The sequence below is a fragment of the Alteriqipengyuania sp. genome (assembly GCF_964222115.1).
In the GTDB taxonomy this organism is placed as follows: domain Bacteria; phylum Pseudomonadota; class Alphaproteobacteria; order Sphingomonadales; family Sphingomonadaceae; genus Alteriqipengyuania.
On record NZ_CAXQBM010000082.1, the window covers coordinates 44,872 to 62,739 of the forward strand.

21 protein-coding genes are annotated in these 17,868 nt (G+C 57.4%); 12 read left to right on the top strand and 9 right to left on the bottom strand.

Annotation, left to right across the window (positions count from 1 at the left end):
• Window positions 1-3 precede the first annotated feature (3 nt).
• Window positions 4-426, bottom strand: a complete 423-nt coding sequence (gene rnk / locus ACEQXE_RS13240) for a nucleoside diphosphate kinase regulator (protein WP_370179990.1) — start codon at window positions 424-426, stop codon at window positions 4-6.
• Between the two features lie 269 nt (window positions 427-695).
• Between rnk and ACEQXE_RS13245 the strand changes: the two genes are divergently transcribed.
• From ACEQXE_RS13245 to ACEQXE_RS13260, 4 genes are read left to right on the top strand one after another with little or no spacing between them, the layout of a single operon-like run.
• Entirely contained in the window at window positions 696-1,703 is a 1,008-nt protein-coding gene (locus ACEQXE_RS13245; RefSeq protein WP_370179992.1) for a rod shape-determining protein, read from the top strand.
• A 32-nt stretch (window positions 1,704-1,735) separates the two neighbouring features.
• On the top strand, window positions 1,736-2,692 hold the full coding sequence (locus ACEQXE_RS13250; protein ID WP_370179994.1) for a DMT family transporter: 957 nt from the start codon (window positions 1,736-1,738) through the stop codon (window positions 2,690-2,692).
• A 1-nt stretch (window position 2,693) separates the two neighbouring features.
• A complete protein-coding gene (locus tag ACEQXE_RS13255; RefSeq protein WP_370179996.1) occupies window positions 2,694-3,434 on the top strand; it encodes a uroporphyrinogen-III synthase in 741 nt (246 codons plus the stop codon).
• A 59-nt stretch (window positions 3,435-3,493) separates the two neighbouring features.
• Window positions 3,494-3,895 carry a PRC-barrel domain containing protein gene (locus ACEQXE_RS13260; RefSeq protein WP_370179997.1) on the top strand — a complete coding sequence of 134 codons (402 nt, stop codon included), beginning with the start codon at window positions 3,494-3,496 and terminating at the stop codon, window positions 3,893-3,895.
• 238 nt (window positions 3,896-4,133) lie between these two features.
• On the opposite strand, the gene ACEQXE_RS13265 is transcribed toward ACEQXE_RS13260, so the two are convergent.
• The 5 genes from ACEQXE_RS13265 to ACEQXE_RS13285 form a co-directional block, all read right to left on the bottom strand.
• Window positions 4,134-4,790, bottom strand: a complete 657-nt coding sequence (locus ACEQXE_RS13265) for a DUF488 family protein (protein ID WP_370179999.1) — start codon at window positions 4,788-4,790, stop codon at window positions 4,134-4,136.
• On the bottom strand, window positions 4,790-5,002 hold the full coding sequence (locus tag ACEQXE_RS13270; RefSeq protein ID WP_370180001.1) for a DUF2945 domain-containing protein: 213 nt from the start codon (window positions 5,000-5,002) through the stop codon (window positions 4,790-4,792). The genes ACEQXE_RS13265 and ACEQXE_RS13270 overlap by 1 nt, the downstream gene beginning before the upstream one ends.
• 856 nt (window positions 5,003-5,858) lie before the next feature.
• Entirely contained in the window at window positions 5,859-7,457 is a 1,599-nt protein-coding gene (locus ACEQXE_RS13275) for an FMN-binding glutamate synthase family protein (protein ID WP_370180003.1), read from the bottom strand.
• Between the two features lie 449 nt (window positions 7,458-7,906).
• Window positions 7,907-8,695: an META domain-containing protein gene (locus tag ACEQXE_RS13280; RefSeq protein WP_370180004.1), complete on the bottom strand. Its 789-nt coding sequence runs from the start codon at window positions 8,693-8,695 to the stop codon at window positions 7,907-7,909.
• Between the two features lie 81 nt (window positions 8,696-8,776).
• Complete coding sequence (locus ACEQXE_RS13285; protein WP_370180005.1) at window positions 8,777-9,688, bottom strand: DMT family transporter; 912 nt, start codon at window positions 9,686-9,688, stop codon at window positions 8,777-8,779.
• A 138-nt stretch (window positions 9,689-9,826) separates the two neighbouring features.
• Between ACEQXE_RS13285 and ACEQXE_RS13290 the strand changes: the two genes are divergently transcribed.
• Complete coding sequence (locus ACEQXE_RS13290) at window positions 9,827-10,312, top strand: Lrp/AsnC family transcriptional regulator (RefSeq protein ID WP_370183379.1); 486 nt, start codon at window positions 9,827-9,829, stop codon at window positions 10,310-10,312.
• Window positions 10,313-10,418: 106 nt separating this feature from the next.
• On the opposite strand, the gene ACEQXE_RS13295 is transcribed toward ACEQXE_RS13290, so the two are convergent.
• Window positions 10,419-10,694, bottom strand: coding sequence for an ArsR/SmtB family transcription factor (locus ACEQXE_RS13295; protein ID WP_370183381.1), 276 nt, complete (start codon window positions 10,692-10,694; stop codon window positions 10,419-10,421).
• A gap of 137 nt (window positions 10,695-10,831) precedes the next feature.
• Here ACEQXE_RS13295 and ACEQXE_RS13300 point away from each other — a divergent pair, with 137 nt between their 5' ends.
• The 6 genes from ACEQXE_RS13300 (at window position 10,832) to ACEQXE_RS13325 (ending at window position 14,858) form a co-directional block, all read left to right on the top strand.
• A complete protein-coding gene (locus ACEQXE_RS13300; protein WP_370180011.1) occupies window positions 10,832-11,224 on the top strand; it encodes a hypothetical protein in 393 nt (130 codons plus the stop codon).
• A complete protein-coding gene (locus tag ACEQXE_RS13305; protein WP_370180114.1) occupies window positions 11,221-12,132 on the top strand; it encodes a 3'-5' exonuclease in 912 nt (303 codons plus the stop codon). Before ACEQXE_RS13300 ends, ACEQXE_RS13305 begins: the two co-directional genes overlap by 4 nt.
• Before the next feature lie 61 nt (window positions 12,133-12,193).
• Window positions 12,194-12,937 carry a hypothetical protein gene (locus ACEQXE_RS13310; protein ID WP_370180012.1) on the top strand — a complete coding sequence of 248 codons (744 nt, stop codon included), beginning with the start codon at window positions 12,194-12,196 and terminating at the stop codon, window positions 12,935-12,937.
• Window positions 12,937-13,791, top strand: a complete 855-nt coding sequence (locus ACEQXE_RS13315) for a hypothetical protein (protein WP_370180014.1) — start codon at window positions 12,937-12,939, stop codon at window positions 13,789-13,791. Before ACEQXE_RS13310 ends, ACEQXE_RS13315 begins: the two co-directional genes overlap by 1 nt.
• Window positions 13,736-14,404, top strand: coding sequence for a hypothetical protein (locus tag ACEQXE_RS13320; protein ID WP_370180016.1), 669 nt, complete (start codon window positions 13,736-13,738; stop codon window positions 14,402-14,404). Before ACEQXE_RS13315 ends, ACEQXE_RS13320 begins: the two co-directional genes overlap by 56 nt.
• A 136-nt stretch (window positions 14,405-14,540) precedes the next feature.
• Window positions 14,541-14,858 (top strand): multidrug efflux SMR transporter, encoded by a 318-nt coding sequence (locus ACEQXE_RS13325; protein WP_370180018.1) that lies wholly within the window; start codon window positions 14,541-14,543, stop codon window positions 14,856-14,858.
• Between the two features lie 61 nt (window positions 14,859-14,919).
• Here ACEQXE_RS13325 and fixJ read toward each other — a convergent pair whose 3' ends face one another.
• Entirely contained in the window at window positions 14,920-15,543 is a 624-nt protein-coding gene (fixJ, locus tag ACEQXE_RS13330; protein WP_370180020.1) for a response regulator FixJ, read from the bottom strand.
• Window positions 15,533-17,032, bottom strand: coding sequence for a sensor histidine kinase (locus ACEQXE_RS13335; RefSeq protein WP_370180022.1), 1,500 nt, complete (start codon window positions 17,030-17,032; stop codon window positions 15,533-15,535). Before ACEQXE_RS13335 ends, fixJ begins: the two co-directional genes overlap by 11 nt.
• Window positions 17,033-17,158: 126 nt before the next feature.
• Here ACEQXE_RS13335 and ACEQXE_RS13340 point away from each other — a divergent pair, with 126 nt between their 5' ends.
• On the top strand, window positions 17,159-17,848 hold the full coding sequence (locus ACEQXE_RS13340) for an alternative oxidase (protein ID WP_370180024.1): 690 nt from the start codon (window positions 17,159-17,161) through the stop codon (window positions 17,846-17,848).
• Window positions 17,849-17,868: the final 20 nt, after the last annotated feature.

Sequence of the window (17,868 nt, forward strand, 5' to 3'; positions counted from 1 at the left end):
AAGCTAGGCTGCCCGGTCTGTCCGAGTCGGCTGTCGCACTTTGACGATCCGAAGAGAGCGCTCCTTACCCGACCGATCGGGCCAGTTGATCGCAGAACCGGCTTGCATCCCGATCAGACCGGCACCCACGAGCGTCAATACCGAGAGTCGGTTCTGGTCCATGTTCGCATCGCGCGGCCAAACCAGCTGAACCTTGCGTCGGTCGCCCGATCGCTCGTCGACGAATTCGACTTCCGACTGCATGGTAACAACGTCCGAAGGCAAATCGTCGGCGCCCATGACATTGGCCCGGTCGAGTTCCTCACAGAGCTTTCCAGCTACATCGGGACTGCGTTCCTCGATCGACATTGCCAGCTCATATAGTGCGTCGGCTTCGGTATCGATAACGTGAATGATCGGCTTATCGCCGAGCGTGGAGGTGGTCATTTTTCATAACTCGCTTGAAAGCCGCAAAGGCATCGCGGCAGGGCTCTAGATCGTCCGGGAGCCTCGTCCCGGACCGGATCACGGCCGTCGAGACGAGGCGTGCGCCCGTGCGGGCAGCTGGCCTGCGTGCGCGAAATGTCGGTTATTGCGGTGCGAGAGGACCATCGCCCACATGTGGGCCCGAACTGTCGCTTAGTCAAACAGCATCAGATCAATCGCTTCATCGACTATTCCGAGACTTTCTGGACCGGAAGGCTTATCGAAGGGGAATGATAAATTTTCCTTCCTTTGGATCCAGGCGCGGACCCGACCTGGCCATCGATCTCGGCACTGCCAACATGCGAATCATCCTCCGAGACGAGGGCGTCGTTTTCGACGAGCCATCCCTCTGTTATTATGAGAACGTGTCCGGTCAGATGAAACTGATCGCAGTAGGCCGGGACGTTCTGGCGATGGTTGATCGCGCTCCCGGAACCCATGTAGTTCGGCGCCCTCTTGCGCGTGGTGTTCTTCAGGATCTGGAGGCAGCCACCGCGTTGCTTGCGCATGGACTATCTTCGGTTTTCGACAAAAAACCCAAGAGGCGTCCCCAGGCGATGATCGGTATTCCGGCGGATGCCACTAAAGCGGAAGCGAGTGCGTTGCTTGCCGCCGCCGACGACGCGGGTTTTGGACGCATTGAACTGGTTCGTGAGCCATTTGCAGCAGCCGTCGGAGCAGGACTGCCCGTTCGCGAAGCCCGTGCTTCCATGATCGTAGAATGTGGTGCCGGAACGACTGAGATCGCCGTCTTTTCTATTGACGGTCAATGTCGCTCCCGTTCCGTCCGTCTGGGTGGTCTGAGCCTTGATGAAGCGATCATCGAGCATCTGCATCTGCAGCACCATTTCCTCATTGGCCGCATTACAGCCGAGGATTTGAAGAAGCACCTGACAGCAGATTGCTCAGAGGATCAGATAGTCGAAATTAAGGGGCGATCGCTTCACAACGGGCTTCCAGGAATTTTGGCGCTGCCGGTTTCGGAATTTTATCCGGTGTTGAAACGACACTTCGGACGGTTTGCCGACGCCGCCCGACTGGTGGTGGGTGAGATTTCTCCAGATCTTGCTGCTGACCTGTTGAGCGAGCGCGTCGTCGCCACAGGCGGCGGGATTTGTGCGCGTTTCCTCGCTGATGCCATTACCGCAGAATGTGGCGTTCCGGTCACCATCGCAAATGATCCCTCCGGCTGCGTTTCGCGTGGTCTTGAGCGACTGATGGAGGAACACGCTGCCTGACTCCCTGCGGCAGCGTTCCGACGGGGTCGGTAATGCAAGACAGGTTTCGCTTCTTTGTAGGCCTTTGGGCGCGCGCTTACGTGCTTCTTACGTTCACGGCGCTGTTCTGGGCCGGCAATGCGATTGTTGCGCGCGCCGCTCGCGAGCTGGTTCCTCCCGTCGCCCTGGCATTCTGGAGATGGACGATTGCCTTGGCCATTATCCTGCCATTCGCATGGCGCCACCTGCGGCGCGATGTGCCTGTCATACGGGCGAACTGGAAGATATTGCTGGTGCTCGGCATACTCGGGATCGGCGCCTTTAATACGCTGCTTTACACCGGATTGCAGGAAACCACCGCGCTCAACGCGATGCTGCTGCAATCGGGTCAGCCGGCCGTTATCCTGTTTCTCGGTGCGATCTTGATGGGAGACAGGATGGCCCTGCGCCAGATAGCTGGCGCTGCGATTGCTTTGACTGGCGTGCTTTGGATCATCGCGAGCGGCAATATCAAAATGCTCGGCACTTTGAGCTTCAACGAAGGCGACCTCATCATCGGTCTCGCAGTGTGCCTGTGGGCGGTCTACGCTGTGACGCTGCGGCATAGACCTATGATCCATCCCCTTAGCCTGTTCGCAGTGACGCTCATCGTTGGTATTGTCGTGATCGCTCCGTTCTACGCGGTAGAGATGAATTCGGGGCGACATGTCGTTTTGCGGCAGGAAAGCTTACTGGCTATCGGCTATGTTTCGATTTTCCCTTCTGTTCTAGCTTACCTCTTTTTCAACAGGGGTGTTGAGCTTATCGGGTCGGCAGGAACAGGGATGTATATGAACGTTATGCCAGTTATGGGGGCCGGTCTTGCGATCGCTTTCCTCGGCGAACATCTGCAATCCTTCCATGCGATCGGGTTGGCGCTGATTTTAGGAGGCATTCTCCTTGCTGGTCGGGGTAGCAATCCTCTCGCTGGGACCATCATGCCTTCGAAAGCTAGCGGCATCGAACGATGATATGGAAGGGAGTGACCAGTCTCCGACAGGCCTAAGGGATTCGGCGATCCGTTCGTCGCTTTGGGTATCACGCACTTCGCCGGATAACGAAGGAACGGCCAACGCCTTGCGAATGGCCGGATACAATGCGGTGGTGGTGCCTGTTCTGAACGTCCAGGGCCTGCCTGCAAAGGCTCTGGTCGACCAACCCGGTGCGATCGTGTTCACTTCAATGAACGGAGTGCGCCACCATTTTCTGAGTCAAGAATCGCTCGGCATTCCGGTGTTCGCTGTGGGTGATAGAACGGCTCAGAGTGCAGTCGAAGCAGGCTTTACGCAGGTCGTTTCCGCAGCTGGCAATGTTTCCGACTTGGAGCGCCTGATCGTAGAGTCTCTTCCGCCCGGGAGCCGGCTTCTGCATCTCTCAGCACGCCGAGCGGCTGGGGATCTGGTTGGCAACCTGCATCGAAGAGGGTATCTCGCAATGCGGATAGCCGTCTACGAGACGCGTGAGATCGCGATTGCGCAAATTCTCGCATCTCTTCCCGCTCTGAACAGAATCGGGGGAATTCTGATCCATTCGCCACGCGCTGGTTGCGTTGTGAGGCGCTGCCTCGACCAATCAGCCAATCCCTTTGACGGTGTTGTGTATTGTATTTCAGAGGCCGCTGCAGCTCCATTCGTGGAAATGGAACGGATTAATGTCCGCATAGCAGCGAGACCTGATGAAGCCTCAATGCTCGCACTGATTGCCACTACCTGATGGAACAGAGAAGCAGCCGCATACGTTTGTCGGGTAGATTGCCAATATTGGAGATCGACATGAACAAGTTTGTCCCGCTCCTTCTCGCACCGGCTCTCGTCCTGTCAGCCTGCAACGACCAGGATGACCAGGTTGAGGACCGTATCGAAACACAGGCCGAGCAGAGCGCGAGAGCGTCCGGGGATGCCCCAGTGGCACTCGGTCTGACCGAACGCCAGTTGCTTGATGCTGACATCTTAGCCTCCGACGGCACCGAACTGGGCGACGTAGAAGCTGTAACGAAGGATGCCGATGGCAACGCCACCGAGCTTCTCATCGAAGTCGAAAACAGCAATCCTGATCGTTATGTCACGACACCGATCGATGGCCTGACCGTGACGACCCGGGGCAATGACACAGATCTTTCGTCCGATATGACGATGGACGACATCGGCGCGCTCCCGGATGCCTCGCTTCAGTGACCGGACGATCCGGGCCACCAAATGCGTGCCCAAAGGGTTCCTTGTCTGCTGAGCCTGATACTTTTGAAGAAGTGATTTCCAAGGTGCCCTGCCGCGACAGCGCAGGCACACCGGTGGAAGTCGTCGAATTTCGTTATATGGCTGTGTCGGCATCTAGCCGAGGCGAGCGTCACTAAATCGGCGCAATCCGCTGGAGAACCGACGATGGTCGACCCGTCCGTCTGATCGACAGCGATCTTTACGAGATCGAATCATCAGGTGACTTACTCGAGCGGGTCACGTGATCCGCGCGACGTTCATTCTCGCGAATCGCGAGCCTTTCGTAGCGGCATAATGGGATGGGTTCGTTCTGCTGCTCGCTGTATGCCGAGCTCGGATAAACAACTTCATCCGATCGGCGAATGATGGCTCCCTCCGTCAGCTCGGCCTCGTCCCGGCGTTCGGGCGCCATAATGTGAATCACTTCGTGACCACGCGCCATGAGGTGATCTGCAATAATTCGGCGATGACATCGCCACCAAACAGCCTCAGAACACATGAGTGCAACGCGATAATTATCCGCGAGGCTTTCGACATCCGCTAGTGCTGACTTAAATTCATTGCTCAGCGCGTAGTCGGCGTAATTATGAAAGCTCTGAACGCGCCAGTATCCGTTCAAGCCTGGTTCCACTCCTTCTTGGCGTTTCCGTCTGCCGCCGAGCTTCTCGAAGTGTCGATAAGCAATGTCATGCTCGTTCAGCAGAGCCGGGAAGTTGTCGATGTTGAAGGCGGGATTGGACCGCGAGCGGGGAAAAGCTCGCACGTCGGTCAGCATGCCCACCTCGGCTGCTTTCAACATGGCAACGACGGTTTCTGCATCCCGATTGGAATGACCGATTGTGAAGAGGGACGACATCAGCGTTTCAGCTTGGTCAGCGCACTCTCTTTGTGGGCTGCTACGTGATCGGTCTTGTCGCTTTCGATTTCATATTGTGGCTCATCTTTGGAAGCACGGCGGGTGTGCCCCTTGTAGTCGAAATCTGTCTCATGAACTTTGGAGATTGTCCCGCTGACTCTGCCTGCTTCAGAATTCCAGCTCACATGATCTCCGACAGCATATTTGGCCATGATGCGTTCCTACTTCTGGGATAAAGGGGCTCTCCCATTCTAACCGAGCATAGAACGAAATGTTTCGCTGGTGCGCGCAAGTGCTTTAGCTTCGTGAGGCTTCGCAATGTGCCATGACCCCCGGAGCGTCAAAGGTCTCGTTCCGGGGTCATCGACAGCTTACTTGCCCAGAAATGCGATCCCACCAATGATGGCGAAAATCGTTGCCCAGAACGCCAACATGAAAATGGAGTCGCGCATTGTGAAACGGTCGAGTTCGTTACGCTTTAATATTTTATATTGATGTGAGATCTCGTCATCCATCGAGATCAATGCGACATCGAGGGCGCTCGCATCCTTGCGGAACTATCGCAGTAGATCATCGCGTTGATCATTTGGGAGATCGGGGTATCGGGCTAATAGCGCCTTGGCGCTCGCACGCTTTTCGTCGCGGACCGCGCCGCGCTCGAGTTCGATATTCATGGAATTTCCTGACAGTGGGTTGCGGACTACGGTCCGGCGAAAGAGCCAACGTGTTAGGGGGAAGGAGGGCCAGTCGCTGGTGGCAGGGACCATCTCGCAGGTCCATCGGAGACCCTATGGCTTGCTGGCCAGACCTCAGCTCTCCGATTGATCGCGTGATCACGCCGAGCCAAATCTGGCAAAACGACCGGCTCGCCGGGGCCATCGGCCGACGCGCCGGGCTCGATATCTGCTGAGAGCGCGGCACCACGCTTCTGAGCGATGTCGTAAGAACCGGTAGTCTGCGAGTTCGTCCACGCGGCCAATCTTGGCGCTGTCCCGTCGCGATCGGCTGCTCCTCCCCACGCGAGCAGAAAGACTGCCAAAACAGCTGTCAGGACATGCAGCATTTCTTTCACGCCGCTAGCTCGAACCGATCGGACCGCGCGAGTTTCCAGGCAGCGCTGTAGAAATCCCGGTCGTGCGATCCTGTCAGCAACTCACCCTCTTCGAGAAAAATGTGGAGCTGCGAGAAAAGCCTGATTTCGGTCAGCGAGACACGTCTGACGAGATGATGCGGTCCCAATTCGGATGGATGCGAGAGACCTGCGGCGGCGGTCATTTCCGCGAGCGCACGCAACGTGTTGCGATGGAAGCGGTGAACCCGCTCGGCCTTATCAGGCACAACCAGGGCGCGTTGTCGCAATGGGTCTTGTGTTGCCACGCCGACGGGGCAACGGTTGGTATGGCATGAGAGGGACTGGATGCATCCGAGCGCAAACATGAAGCCGCGCCCGGCATTGGTCCAGTCCGCGCCTAAACCAAGGACCGCGGCGATGTCAAAGGCGCTTACGATCTTGCCGGCTGCACCGATCTTGATCTGGTCACGTATGCCTGCGCCAACGAGCGTGTTGTGGACGAAAAGGAGGCTTTCCCGCATCGGCATGCCGATGTTGTCAGTGAACTCAACCGGTGCCGCCCCGGTTCCGCCTTCAGCGCCGTCGACGACAATGAAATCAGGAAAGATCTCGGTGTCGCGCATCGCCTTGACCATCCCCATGAATTCCCATGGATGTCCGACGCAGAGCTTGAAACCGACCGGCTTTCCCTTCGAAAGCGTCCGGAGCTGATGAAGAAAATGCATCATTTCGATGGGCGATGAGAATGCCGAATGTTCGGCAGGGGAGATGCAATCGACCCCGACGGGAATCCCACGGGTGGCGGCGATTTCCGGGCTGACCTTTTTACCGGGAAGAATGCCCCCATGCCCGGGCTTGGCGCCTTGGCTCAGCTTCAACTCGATCATCTTGACTTGGGGATCCTCAGCCTGATCGGCGAAGCGGGCAGGGTCAAAACGACCTTGTTCGTTTCGACAACCGAAATAGCCGCTGCCAATTTCCCAAATGAGGTCACCGCCATTTTCGCGGTGGTAGGGACTGATCCCGCCTTCGCCAGTGTCGTGAGCGAAATTTCCTAGCTTTGCGCCTTTGTTTAGCGCCCGAATTGCGTTCGCGCTTAGGGAGCCAAAGCTCATGGCCGAGATATTGAAGATCGACGCCATGTAAGGATCACGCGCGTCGCTTCCCCCGATCGGCACTCTGAAGCTGTCGGGATCGGCTAAGGGCTTTGGCTTGGTCGAATGCGAGATGAACTCGTAGCCGTTCTTGTAGACATCAGCGAGAGTTCCGAAAGGACGGTCGCTTACTTCGTCCTTCGCGCGGGCGTAGACGAGGGAGCGTTGCGCTCTCGAAAAGGGCGTCTGATCGTCGTCGCCCTCAATCAGATACTGACGAATTTCCGGCCTTATTTTTTCAAAAGCCCATCGAAGGCGCCCGATGATGGGGTAGTTCCGGCGCACGGCATGTTTGGTTTGCGCAAGGTCAATGAGCCCCAAGAGGCACAAGAGCGAAAAGACCGCCAACCCTGGCAGGGCCCATGCCTCGCTAGGCCACGCAAGAGTGAAAAGAAGGCCAGCCAAGCAAAGGGCGAGCACAGTAAAACGAGAGAAAAACACGATCGGCTCCGGACTCGCGAATGCGAGTGTCCCCCGGCTTCAACGTCGCCCGGGGCATGGAATTAGTCGATGCCACAACCGGCAAAGGGGCGAACATCCTAGAGCGCGCGTTGCGCTCTAGGGATGCATACGTGCGGTGCTGCTCGCGGCCGGGACCGTCACTGCAAGGCCATGATCGACTTGTGCCATCTGATGCTAATGTGCTCAGGGATTGGGTAATTCAAGAGATGGGTCGATGAATTTAACCCAAACCAAAAATAGCATCTGCGGTAGTCGCATGCCGCGCATGTCAGACCGTTATTCCCCGCCGGTTTGGAGCAGACTCACATAACCAGCGCGCTGCGAGATGTCCAAAACATGGGTCGATATCTCCGCCGCTTGTGCGGTTGCTGCTACGAAGGTGGAAGCGATCGCTGCGGATGCGAGTAGTTTTCTAAACATGGGTTTCCTTAGTTTCGGACTGCGACAATGCGCTGGCCCTTGCCGGAAAGGACGAGAAAGCCGCCATCTTCGAGCGATGCGTTCTCGATCAGGGAAATGGCATCGAGGAACCGGCGCTCCTGCTGCATCAATCCGGCTTCACAGGCGCGTTTGGTCGCAGCGACAGTCCCAACCTCAAGCGAGGTGCCATCGAGGCTATACGAACTGTTGAACCGGTTGCAGCTGGTGGAACCATACAAGCGACCATCGGTCGCAAAGGTCATCGTTGGCGCCGAGTCCCGCGGCACGACATCGCCGGCGATCTGGGTAACGCGCCATGCGCCGTCCTGCAGTCCAGGAATACCGGCGAGGCCCGGATCGTCTGGTGAGGTCATCGACAACCTAATGTCCCCGATATCGACGGTGTTACTGCGAAGATTGAGCAGGAAGGGTTCGCTGGTGCGAAACATGATGGTCCCATCGGGCTCGCGGATGAACGCTCGCAGGCCGTAGAGCGGACCATCGCTCAGATTCAGCTTCGACACATCAATCGAAAATGGGATAGGCGGCGAGGCTTGACCGATCGTGATCACTTTCCGGGATAGGATCAGCTCCTCGTTGCGGCCGAGCGTGATGTCGGACACGACAATTTCCATCTGCGCGCTCGGCGGAAGGGCGACGCGCTCACGATAGGTCAAGGTTCCGCTGATGGTTTCTACCATGGCGACCTGGCTCGCGCCGGTATCGTTAGGAACGGTGGCACAAGCACTCAAGCTCATGGCGAGCGCAGCTGCCGTGAATAGCAGATTGGATTTCACCGTTTTTCTCCTTGTAGCCATCCGTATTTGACAGAACCATTGGGATCCGCATCGAGTGGCCGATGGCTAAGTCTTGAGCGTTTATGTGAAGCGTGCGGACGCAGACCTGCGCAAGAGAACCCTGTCCACCAGTCGCGGCAGTGAAGCGATGATCACCCCGGCAAGAATCACGATCGCACCGACGACGTCGGAGAGACCGAAGATCTCGCCGGCTACATAGCCAAACAGTCCACCAAAGACTGGTTCGAGTGCATAGATGATCGCTGCACGCGAAGATTCGACCCGGGCCTGGGCCCAGCTCATCGCGAACTGAATGTAGGCAGTAGCAATGCCATATCCCACGACCACCCACAGAAGAGTGGATGATGGGATCGGCATAGGTTCACCTGTAGCGACGGCAAAGACCGTGCATAAGAACGTGGTGGTCACCATCATCACGAACGCGATCCTCAAGGGATCGGCCTGGCGCACGTAATATCCGAGTATGACAACCTCGAACGCGATTGCGACCGCGCCGATGATCGAAAGCGTGTCCCCGTAGCCGAGCGTGATATCCGCTACGGAAAGCCCCGACATGATTGCCACGCCAAGACAGGCGAGAATGACCCCGATCCAAATGCCGGCTGGTGCGCGCTGGCGAAAGATCAATAGCTGGAGCACCGGAACAAGGGGCACGTAGAGCGCCGAAAGAAACGCTACGCGCGCAGTGTCCGTCGTTTGAAGAGCGTAGGCCTGCGCGCCATATGCGATGCACGCCGTTGACGCGACGATAATACCGGCGACCAGTTCGGTCGCATTGATCCCCCGCGTCGCGCGCGGCAAAACGATGGCAAAAGCGATTGTCGCTACAAGGTAGCGCAGAGCGACGAACCCAAGCGGTCCTGTATATTCCATGCCAATCTTGGTCGCGAGAAAGCTCGCGCCCCACAGCACGGATGCAATAAGCAAAGCGAGTTCGGGAATGAACCGACGGGGGATGTGCATCGTCTGCATGCCGACTTCCTGTGTCACTTATCGCAAAAAAGATAAGCGCCGCAGATCTTGCGGCGCCTCGACTGAGAATATAGAGGCTAGAGCCCCGCATTTCCCTTCGAATTTGGCGTTCTGCGCAATAGAATCTGCGGAAAGGAGATGGACTTGCCGCAGAAACCTTCGCTTGATCGGATCGATCGAAAAATCCTCGACATCCTTCAGCGGGACGGTCGGATTTCGAACCAACGTCTTTCTGAGGCGGTTGCACTTTCACCCAGTGCCTGTCTGGCGCGACTGCGAAGGCTGGAGAACGAACAGGTAATTACGGGCTACAAGGCTCAGGTCGATGCGGCCAAACTCGGACCCAATCTTACCGTTTTTGCCGAAGTTGCCGCATCCGCGCACGATCCGGTCAGCATTCGGAAGATCGAGCAGACATTGGCCGATATTCCGGAAGCTATCGAGGCCTACCAGGTGAGTGGAAGCTATGACTTCTTGGTCCGCTTCCTTGTCCCAGACATGGAATTCTGGACCAATCTTGCTGATGAGCTGGCCGACGGTGAACTGAAGATCGAGACTGTCCGAACGGTCGCGGTCATGCGTCGGGTGAAAGGATGGGTCGGGGTTCCACTAGGCTCCACCTGAGCCGAGTTGCCAAAACAGATGCCAGCGTATCGCATGGCTCATGATGCGATCACGCAATTGGAGCCAATTAAATCTGTCGAAGACCGGCGACGTTTGAAATCAATCTTTAGCTAGCAAGAGCTGCGATCTCGGCCGCCACGTCCTTCAACGTGCCTTGCTCAAACCGGTAGGTCACGACCCGGCCATTTTTCTCGGACGACACAAGTCCTGCTGCCCGCAAGACATTCAGATGAGCCGACGTATTGGTGGGCATGACTCCGACATGCTCGGCAATTTCCGTTGAGGACATGCCTTCCGGATTTGCGCCTAGAGCCTGGAGGATCTTGAGACGGGTCTCGTGCCCCATTGCGCTCAGCCGGTTAGAAAGTTCCACTTTTTCCATCTCCTTCTTATAGCGAAGCACATCCTTTCCGCCAAGTTAATTCAATCCTCCAATTATCGTTGCAGTATTGTAGTTAAGTGCTATATGCCTCCTGCATGAGGGCGGATCATCCGCTTCTCATGAAGGGAGCGATGGCTATGGCTTTCACCATCGATGCAAATTTCGAGCCCGTTGATCCGGCTGAGTCAGCCGTAGCTTGGCAGCTCGATCCTCTTGATGATCAGACAGGCGATTATCTCGTCGTGGATCACGTCGATCTGGTCCGGATTGCTTATGTTGCGGCAGAAGCTGCGGCCCGTTTCCAGCGGGATGGCTTGGGACAAGATCCGATGGATTGGATGTTGTCACCTTCCGATCTTTTTAACGGTCATCCTCCGATCGCAGCATGCCGGCGCAAGAACGCATGTTCGCTGGCCATTCTTGTGCATGGTTTGGGGCTGCCCAAGGATATCTCCCCGACGGAACTCAATGCGGTCTTTGCCGAAAATGGCCTGCTTGAGGTCGATAGCGACGCAGGGTGGCAAATATGACCTCGGCAATGTCGCGTCGCGCCGAGGCAATGGTGGCCAAGGCCACTGATGGCGATCCTCCAGACGCGCGCACAACTCGCGTGTTGCGGAAAATTGACATTCGCCCGGGCGTCACGCGGCGTGGCAATCTAGATGGGCATACGACGACAGCACTCGTGGTCGATGTGGAAACGACCGGTCTGAAGCCCGATTGCGATGTGGTCATCGAACTCGCCATGCGTCGTTTCCGTTACGATGACCAAGGCATCATTGTCGAAATTGGCCAAGGATGGACATGGCGTGAGGATCCGGGGTTTCCTCTTCCTCCTGAAATCACGTCCTTGACCGGTCTCACAGATGCAGATCTTGCGGCGCAGTCCATCGATGATGATGTCGTCCTCAAGATCATCGGCGAGGCAGATCTGATCATTGCTCACAACGCAGCGTTCGATAGGCCGATGCTCGAGAAACGTCTTCCCGACATGCCGGGCCGGCCCTGGGCCTGCTCGTGCGAGCAGATTGACTGGCGGGCTGCTGGCTTCGATGGCCGGAAACTTGGCTACCTTGCCATGCAGGCTGGCTGGTTTTTCGACGGCCATCGCGCGCTGAACGATGTCGATGCTGTCATCCAGCTGCTCCAGCATGAAGATACCGACGGCTCGTCGCTACTCTATGAACTCGACGAAAATGCTCTTGCAGACAGCCATCTGATCGAAGCGGTCGGTTCCGCCTTCGATACAAAAGATGTTCTCCGCGCCCGCGGCTATCGCTGGAATCCGGACGAGCGAGTGTGGTGGCGTGAAGTGTCCGATAACCAGCTTCTGGTCGAGCAGGCTTGGCTGGCAACCGAGGTTTACGGCGCGGGCAAGCATATCACATCGATGGGGCCGCGCATCACCCGGCGAAACGCCTTCAGCCGATACCGCTAGCTTACGTTCATTCAGGGCGACACGCCTGCATTCCCCAAAATATAAGGACAGGAGACTGACCATGGCCAAGTTTACTGGGCGCACTTCGAAGAGCAGAAAGCAGCCGGTCCAGGAAGTCGCGAAATGCGAGACCCCAGACGGTCTGCTAAATGATGCGCCTGCTAGCTACCCAGTCGCTGATACCACAATCACTGCCTTGCAGATCTATCACAACCCCGAGCGCAAGCCTGATGAGGATGGTCCTTGGAACAACGAGGCGGATAAGGTTGCCTGGATCGACGAGGCTACTGGGCTCGGTTGCATTATGCTCCGTCAGGAGGATGGCACCTTGTCAGGTTATGTCGGTGTCGGCCCCGAGCACCCGCTATATGGCTTTGAGGCAGATGCCGTGCCCATCAGCGTTTCGTGTGAGGTCCATCGCGGCATTACCTATGGCAAGCAATGCGAGGTCAACCGGACTGAACTTCGCGCCAAGGGCAAACCCCGTCAGGAACGCTACACCGTCTGCCACGTCACGCGGACGCGATGGGTTCAGGATTACGAAAATGTCCAGACCACCAAGGATGAATTCGAACACGAAGAACTTTGGTGGCTCGGCTTCGACACCAACCATACCGGCGATCGTCGGCCCAATGATCGATATTACTCGCCGCGCAAGGGCGACGAATACCGACAGCAGGCTTACATTTACGAAAACTGTGTCGCGCTTGCCAAGCGGTTGAGGGACGTTGCCGATCGCAAGACCATGAAAAGCAACGGCGGGCTAGGTCAGCCGCTTCTCCCTCCAACCGCGGAGGACCAGTGATGGTTCGGACCTATTTCGGCTCCGGTCTGCGCTGGGATGGTGAGGAATACGGAGAGGGCAGGCACCCCGACCTACCATGGGGCTATTGGCTTACATCCGCGGGAGATGTGCATGGCGAGCCTCCTTTGGTGGATGAAGAGGGTAACCATTGGAGTTCTGTCCGCGAGGCCTTCTGGTCGGGGCGATTAGGCCTGCCCGAATTCCACTATCGATGGGTCGACGCGGTCCTGGGCTTCATGATGTCCTATCTCGCCATTCACGACAGCAGGTTCGTGGATGGGCAGGAGCGTGTCCGCGATATTTTTCGTGGAGACGGACATCTCCAGCAGTTCTTCGCCGCCTACATGGTCGCGGCTGGCCTGATGCATCGTCAGCACGAACTGACAGGCGAAGGCCGCGCTGTGCTGCTCATGCTGATCGCCACCCGCTCGCTCGACGAGAGCGAAGATGAACTCGGGTTGGATTGGATCAGTGCGAACAGAGCCCTCGTATCGCGCGCCGATCGGGAGATGGCGGCTGACCTGGTAAAGCAACGCGAGATGGCGGCCTCACGCATGAAGCACCGGTTCGCAGCTGACACCATCGATGGCGATCCGATGGTCAAGCTGATCAGCTTCAAGATCACCAACGAGATACCCCTTCGGAGCACGATCTGGTCGATGTCATGGGAGGACGGTGATCGTCACGCGCGCGATCGGTTCTACCTTTGGCTGCTCAAGCGTATTGATCGCTGGGATGCCTGGACCAAAATGGTCGAAGATAATGGCACGAGGGCGCTCACCGAGCATTTGATGAAGCTTGCTTTCGCTGATCGACAGGGTGGCGCAGAATTCACGGACGGCGAACCTTCCTGAGCACACCGCTCTCTACCGAGAAATTCCGCGACGATTGGAAGCGCCTTTGCATCACTCAGAGATTTTACCGCGAAAGATGCTGTCGGTCGTGCTTGTCGAGGATGCTCAATCGTCCAATCGAGCTTTAACGTGTTTCGCGGCGTTCGAAGTGCTCCTGCGCGGTTTACAGCCACAGTTTCGCGAATTCCACCTTTCGGCGATGGGGATGGGAGGAAGCGAAACCTTGGACGAACGCTTGGCACAGCTTTCAGCCAACCGGCACGTTCTCTTGGCGCAGCCAGCACTGCATGGAAATTTCTGGGATTGGGGTGAGATGCTTTCGATAGGCGATCTTTTCATGTCCTCCATCAAGGCACATTACGAATTGCAACCTTCGGGAATGTCGCTGCTAAGCTTGCCGGGAGCGCAGCTGGATGAAATCGCTCGGCGAATGAAGCTTCGCCATCTCGGCCAGAGCAGCTCTCTGGAAGCGGCGCGGATTGCGCTCGATCGGGCGCAGCTATTTTGGCTCGGGTATGTTCATCACCGCACCAAGCGAAGAATCTGCGATAGTCTGTTCGCCGCCTATCAGGCTTGGAGTGCAATCAAACGAGCGCGACCTTTGCCATTCTGATCGGCTGAAACGAGTAAGTTTGCGCTCATTGAAGATTCCCTACGGAACAGCCAACTGAGGGTTGCGGTGACCACGTTCCCGCCCTTGCAAGGGTTTCAAGACCGGGACGGCCCGGCAGTTTTGGATGGAGGCTGCGGTGGCTTGGCTTGCGCTTGTCTTTGCCGGACTGTTTGAAATCGGCTGGCCTATCGGGCTGAAGATGACCGGAGATCCGAAAACCCGGCTTACTGGGGTTGTCGTAGCGGTAATGTTCATGCTGATCAGCGGTGGCCTGCTGTGGTATGCTCAGCGACAAATCCCAATTCGGACTGCCTACGCGATTTGGACCGGGATCGGCGCAGCGGGCACGTTTATCGTCGGTGTGCTGGTTTATGGCGATCCCACTTCGTTTCTGAGATATCTGGGGCTCGCTTTGATAATCGCAGGAGTTGCCACCTTGAAGCTAGCGCATTGATCCTCTGCAATTGTTCCGGTGGCTGGACTGCTGGTTGCGCACAGAGCGCTTGAACAGTCGGCTAAGCCAATCGGGCAATCGTGACCATCCGCACAAGATCGGAGAGGGTCTTGGCTTGCATCTTCATCATGGCATTGGCGCGATAGACCTCGACTGTCCGCGGACTGATGTCGAGATCGAAGGCAATCATCTTGTTGGCCTTGCCGTCCACAAGACCATCAACCACTTCGCGCTCCCTTGCTGAAAGTAGCGCAAGGCGCTCCAGGATTTCGCGACGCTCCTTCTGTGCTTGGGCGTCACCTGCACTGGCGGACATTGCTTTTCGAATGGCTGCCAGCAAGGCCTCGTCGTCGAACGGTTTTTCGATAAAATCAGCAGCGCCTGCCTTCATGGCCTGGATCGCCAACGGCACATCGGCGTGACCAGTGATGACTATCACCGGCACCCTATCGTCGCGCTTTTTCAGCTGCTCGGCCAGTTCGACGCCGCTCGTCCCCGGCATACGCACATCGGTTACCACGCAAGCACCAGAAAGCGGAGGCGCCGACTTCAAAAAAGCATCGGCCGAGACGAAAGAGCGGACGCGAATTTCGGCGACATCGAGAAGGAATTCTAGCGAGTCCCTCGCGCTCTCGTCGTCATCGATAATGTAAACAATCGGATCACTGGCTTCGTTACTGGCCATCGAATATTTCCTCGCTCACAACGCGCTGGATTGTGAAACCGAACTGCGCACCACCCGCGGGAACCGATCGGGCCCATATACGCCCGCCATGCGCCTCGATTATCGTCCGCGAGATCGAAAGGCCCACGCCCATACCTGTGAGCTTGGTCGAGATGAAGGGCTGGAAGAGGCGGTCCGCAACCTCAGGGTTAATACCGGGTCCTGTGTCGGTCACCGATACTTGAGCCATATCGTCTTCGAGCGGCTCAATGGCGATGGTCAAATCGCGATGCGGGCTAGCCATTTCGGCCATCGCATCGACGGCGTTCCGCACGAGATTGAGCACCACCTGCTGAATTTGCACCCTGTCCGCAAGCACGAGCTCGATCGCAGAATTGAATGCATAATGCACACGGATGCCGTGTTCCTTTGCACCCACGAGCGCCAGCGCACTGGCTTCCTCTACGAGCTTCGGCAGGCTTTCGATCGTGCGTTCGGTTTCTCCTCGGGCGACGAAATCCCGCAAGCGCCGAATAATGTCGCCCGCCCTGAGCGCCTCTGTAGCTGCTCGATCCACGGCCTCCGCTACGCGCTCGTGATCAACCTCTTCGCGTGTGAGCAGCACTCGGCTACCTTTGAGATAGTTGGCGATGGCCGAGAGAGGCTGATTGATCTCGTGCGCGAGCGCCGATGCCATTTCACCCAATGCGGTGAGCCGTGAGACGTGCACCAGTTCAGCTTGCAGCTCTTGCAATCTTGCTTCGGCCTGCTGGCGCTCGGTTAGATCCCGAATGAAGCCGGTGAAAAACCGTTGTTCGGCCTGCATCTCGCCCACGGCCAATTCGATGGGAAAGGTCGAGCCATCCTTCCGTTCACCCACAACGACGCGGCCCTTGCCTATAATGCGCCTTTCCCCAGTCCGGTAATAGCGCTCGAGATATCCATCATGCGCGCTGCGATAGGGCTTGGGCATCAGCACGTTGACCTTTCTTCCGGTCACCTCGTCGTTCTGCCACCCAAACATACGCTCGGCTGCCGGACTGAAATCTCGAATCAAACCGTCTTCATCGATGACGATCATCGCATCGGGCACGGTATCGAGAATGGATTGAAGGTGCGCTTCGCGCCGACTGAGAGCGGCAGCTGCGGTCTCTGTTGCTGTCCGTGCGTGCTGGAACCACTCGCCCCCCATAGCCACGGCCACTCCGATGAGCACAAAGGCTGCGGCGGCTATCAGGCTGCCGCTCTCAACCGGGCCGCTCAGCGCGTCGCACCAAAGGCCGGCAGCAGCACCAGCTACGGCCGCAAGACTGCCTGCGCGAATTCCGGAAAGCGCGCTGGCGACAACCACGCCGGGAACGAAGAAAATAAACGTGGCGCGCTGTCCGAGTTGATCGTCGGCCAGCAGACGAACCGCCACGCCCGCCGCTATGGCGAGCAGCGCCAAGAGCAATGCGGTCGAAAACGTCAGCCGCGGAAGGAAGCGGCTGACAAAACTGGTGCGTCCCACCTCCGGTAAGGCCCTTAGGGTGCTCGGCGTAGGGTGATCATCCAAATTTAGCTGCTCCGTGCATCGGCATAGAAGGAGGTCATCAGCGGCGCTCCAACAACATCTGCCGCAAGCGGAGAAATTTCAATGACTGCACCCTCCATCGATCTCGCTGTCCACCACAACCCTCGCGGTCTGTCGGACCGGATCGCGTTCGGCTTTACCAAGGCACTGCGCTGGTGCGCCGACACCTTCTTTGCGGAGCGTTATGGCCACCGCGCTGTCGTGCTGGAAACAGTAGCGGCGGTGCCAGGCATGGTCGGGGCAACGATCAACCATCTCGCCTGTCTGCGCCGCATGTGCGACGACAAGGGCTGGATCAAGACGCTCATGGACGAAGCCGAGAACGAGCGCATGCACCTCATGACCTTCATCGAGGTTTCGCAGCCAACCTGGTTCGAGCGAGCAGTGATCATCGGCGTGCAGTGGGTCTTCTACCTCTTCTTCTTCGCGCTCTACCTGGTGAGCTCGAAAACCGCGCACCGTGTGGTGGGCTACTTCGAGGAAGAAGCGGTCATTAGCTACACACATTATCTTGCCGAGATCGACGAAGGTCGCAGCCCCAATGTCCCCGCGCCCGAGATCGCCAAGCGCTACTGGAGTCTGCCCGACGATGCGACGCTGCGCGACGTGGTGCTGGTCGTGCGCGCCGACGAGGCCCACCACCGCGATGTCAACCACGGCTTCGCCAACGAACTGGCAGGTCTTCCGGTTGGAGAACTCGCCGAATGCCCGCCGCATGTGGCGCTTGAACCGAATTGGAAGAAGGCGGCCTGAACCAGGTCGTCTCGCGAGGA

What these genes read in the sequence shown, in the direction of transcription:
- fixJ (WP_370180020.1), bottom strand. Translation starts at nt 15,543, where the DNA reads ATGGCCAGTAACGAAGCCAGTGATCCGATTGTTTACATTATCGATGAC.
- ACEQXE_RS13285 (WP_370180005.1), bottom strand. Translation starts at nt 9,688, where the DNA reads ATGCAGACGATGCACATCCCCCGTCGGTTCATTCCCGAACTCGCTTTG.
- ACEQXE_RS13300 (WP_370180011.1), top strand. Translation starts at nt 10,832, where the DNA reads ATGGCTTTCACCATCGATGCAAATTTCGAGCCCGTTGATCCGGCTGAG.
- rnk (WP_370179990.1), bottom strand. Translation starts at nt 426, where the DNA reads ATGACCACCTCCACGCTCGGCGATAAGCCGATCATTCACGTTATCGAT.
- ACEQXE_RS13270 (WP_370180001.1), bottom strand. Translation starts at nt 5,002, where the DNA reads ATGGCCAAATATGCTGTCGGAGATCATGTGAGCTGGAATTCTGAAGCA.
- ACEQXE_RS13340 (WP_370180024.1), top strand. Translation starts at nt 17,159, where the DNA reads ATGACTGCACCCTCCATCGATCTCGCTGTCCACCACAACCCTCGCGGT.
- ACEQXE_RS13295 (WP_370183381.1), bottom strand. Translation starts at nt 10,694, where the DNA reads ATGGAAAAAGTGGAACTTTCTAACCGGCTGAGCGCAATGGGGCACGAG.
- ACEQXE_RS13290 (WP_370183379.1), top strand. Translation starts at nt 9,827, where the DNA reads ATGGACTTGCCGCAGAAACCTTCGCTTGATCGGATCGATCGAAAAATC.
- ACEQXE_RS13260 (WP_370179997.1), top strand. Translation starts at nt 3,494, where the DNA reads ATGAACAAGTTTGTCCCGCTCCTTCTCGCACCGGCTCTCGTCCTGTCA.
- ACEQXE_RS13310 (WP_370180012.1), top strand. Translation starts at nt 12,194, where the DNA reads ATGGCCAAGTTTACTGGGCGCACTTCGAAGAGCAGAAAGCAGCCGGTC.
- ACEQXE_RS13250 (WP_370179994.1), top strand. Translation starts at nt 1,736, where the DNA reads ATGCAAGACAGGTTTCGCTTCTTTGTAGGCCTTTGGGCGCGCGCTTAC.
- ACEQXE_RS13305 (WP_370180114.1), top strand. Translation starts at nt 11,221, where the DNA reads ATGACCTCGGCAATGTCGCGTCGCGCCGAGGCAATGGTGGCCAAGGCC.
- ACEQXE_RS13265 (WP_370179999.1), bottom strand. Translation starts at nt 4,790, where the DNA reads ATGTCGTCCCTCTTCACAATCGGTCATTCCAATCGGGATGCAGAAACC.
- ACEQXE_RS13255 (WP_370179996.1), top strand. Translation starts at nt 2,694, where the DNA reads ATGGAAGGGAGTGACCAGTCTCCGACAGGCCTAAGGGATTCGGCGATC.
- ACEQXE_RS13315 (WP_370180014.1), top strand. Translation starts at nt 12,937, where the DNA reads ATGGTTCGGACCTATTTCGGCTCCGGTCTGCGCTGGGATGGTGAGGAA.
- ACEQXE_RS13245 (WP_370179992.1), top strand. Translation starts at nt 696, where the DNA reads ATGATAAATTTTCCTTCCTTTGGATCCAGGCGCGGACCCGACCTGGCC.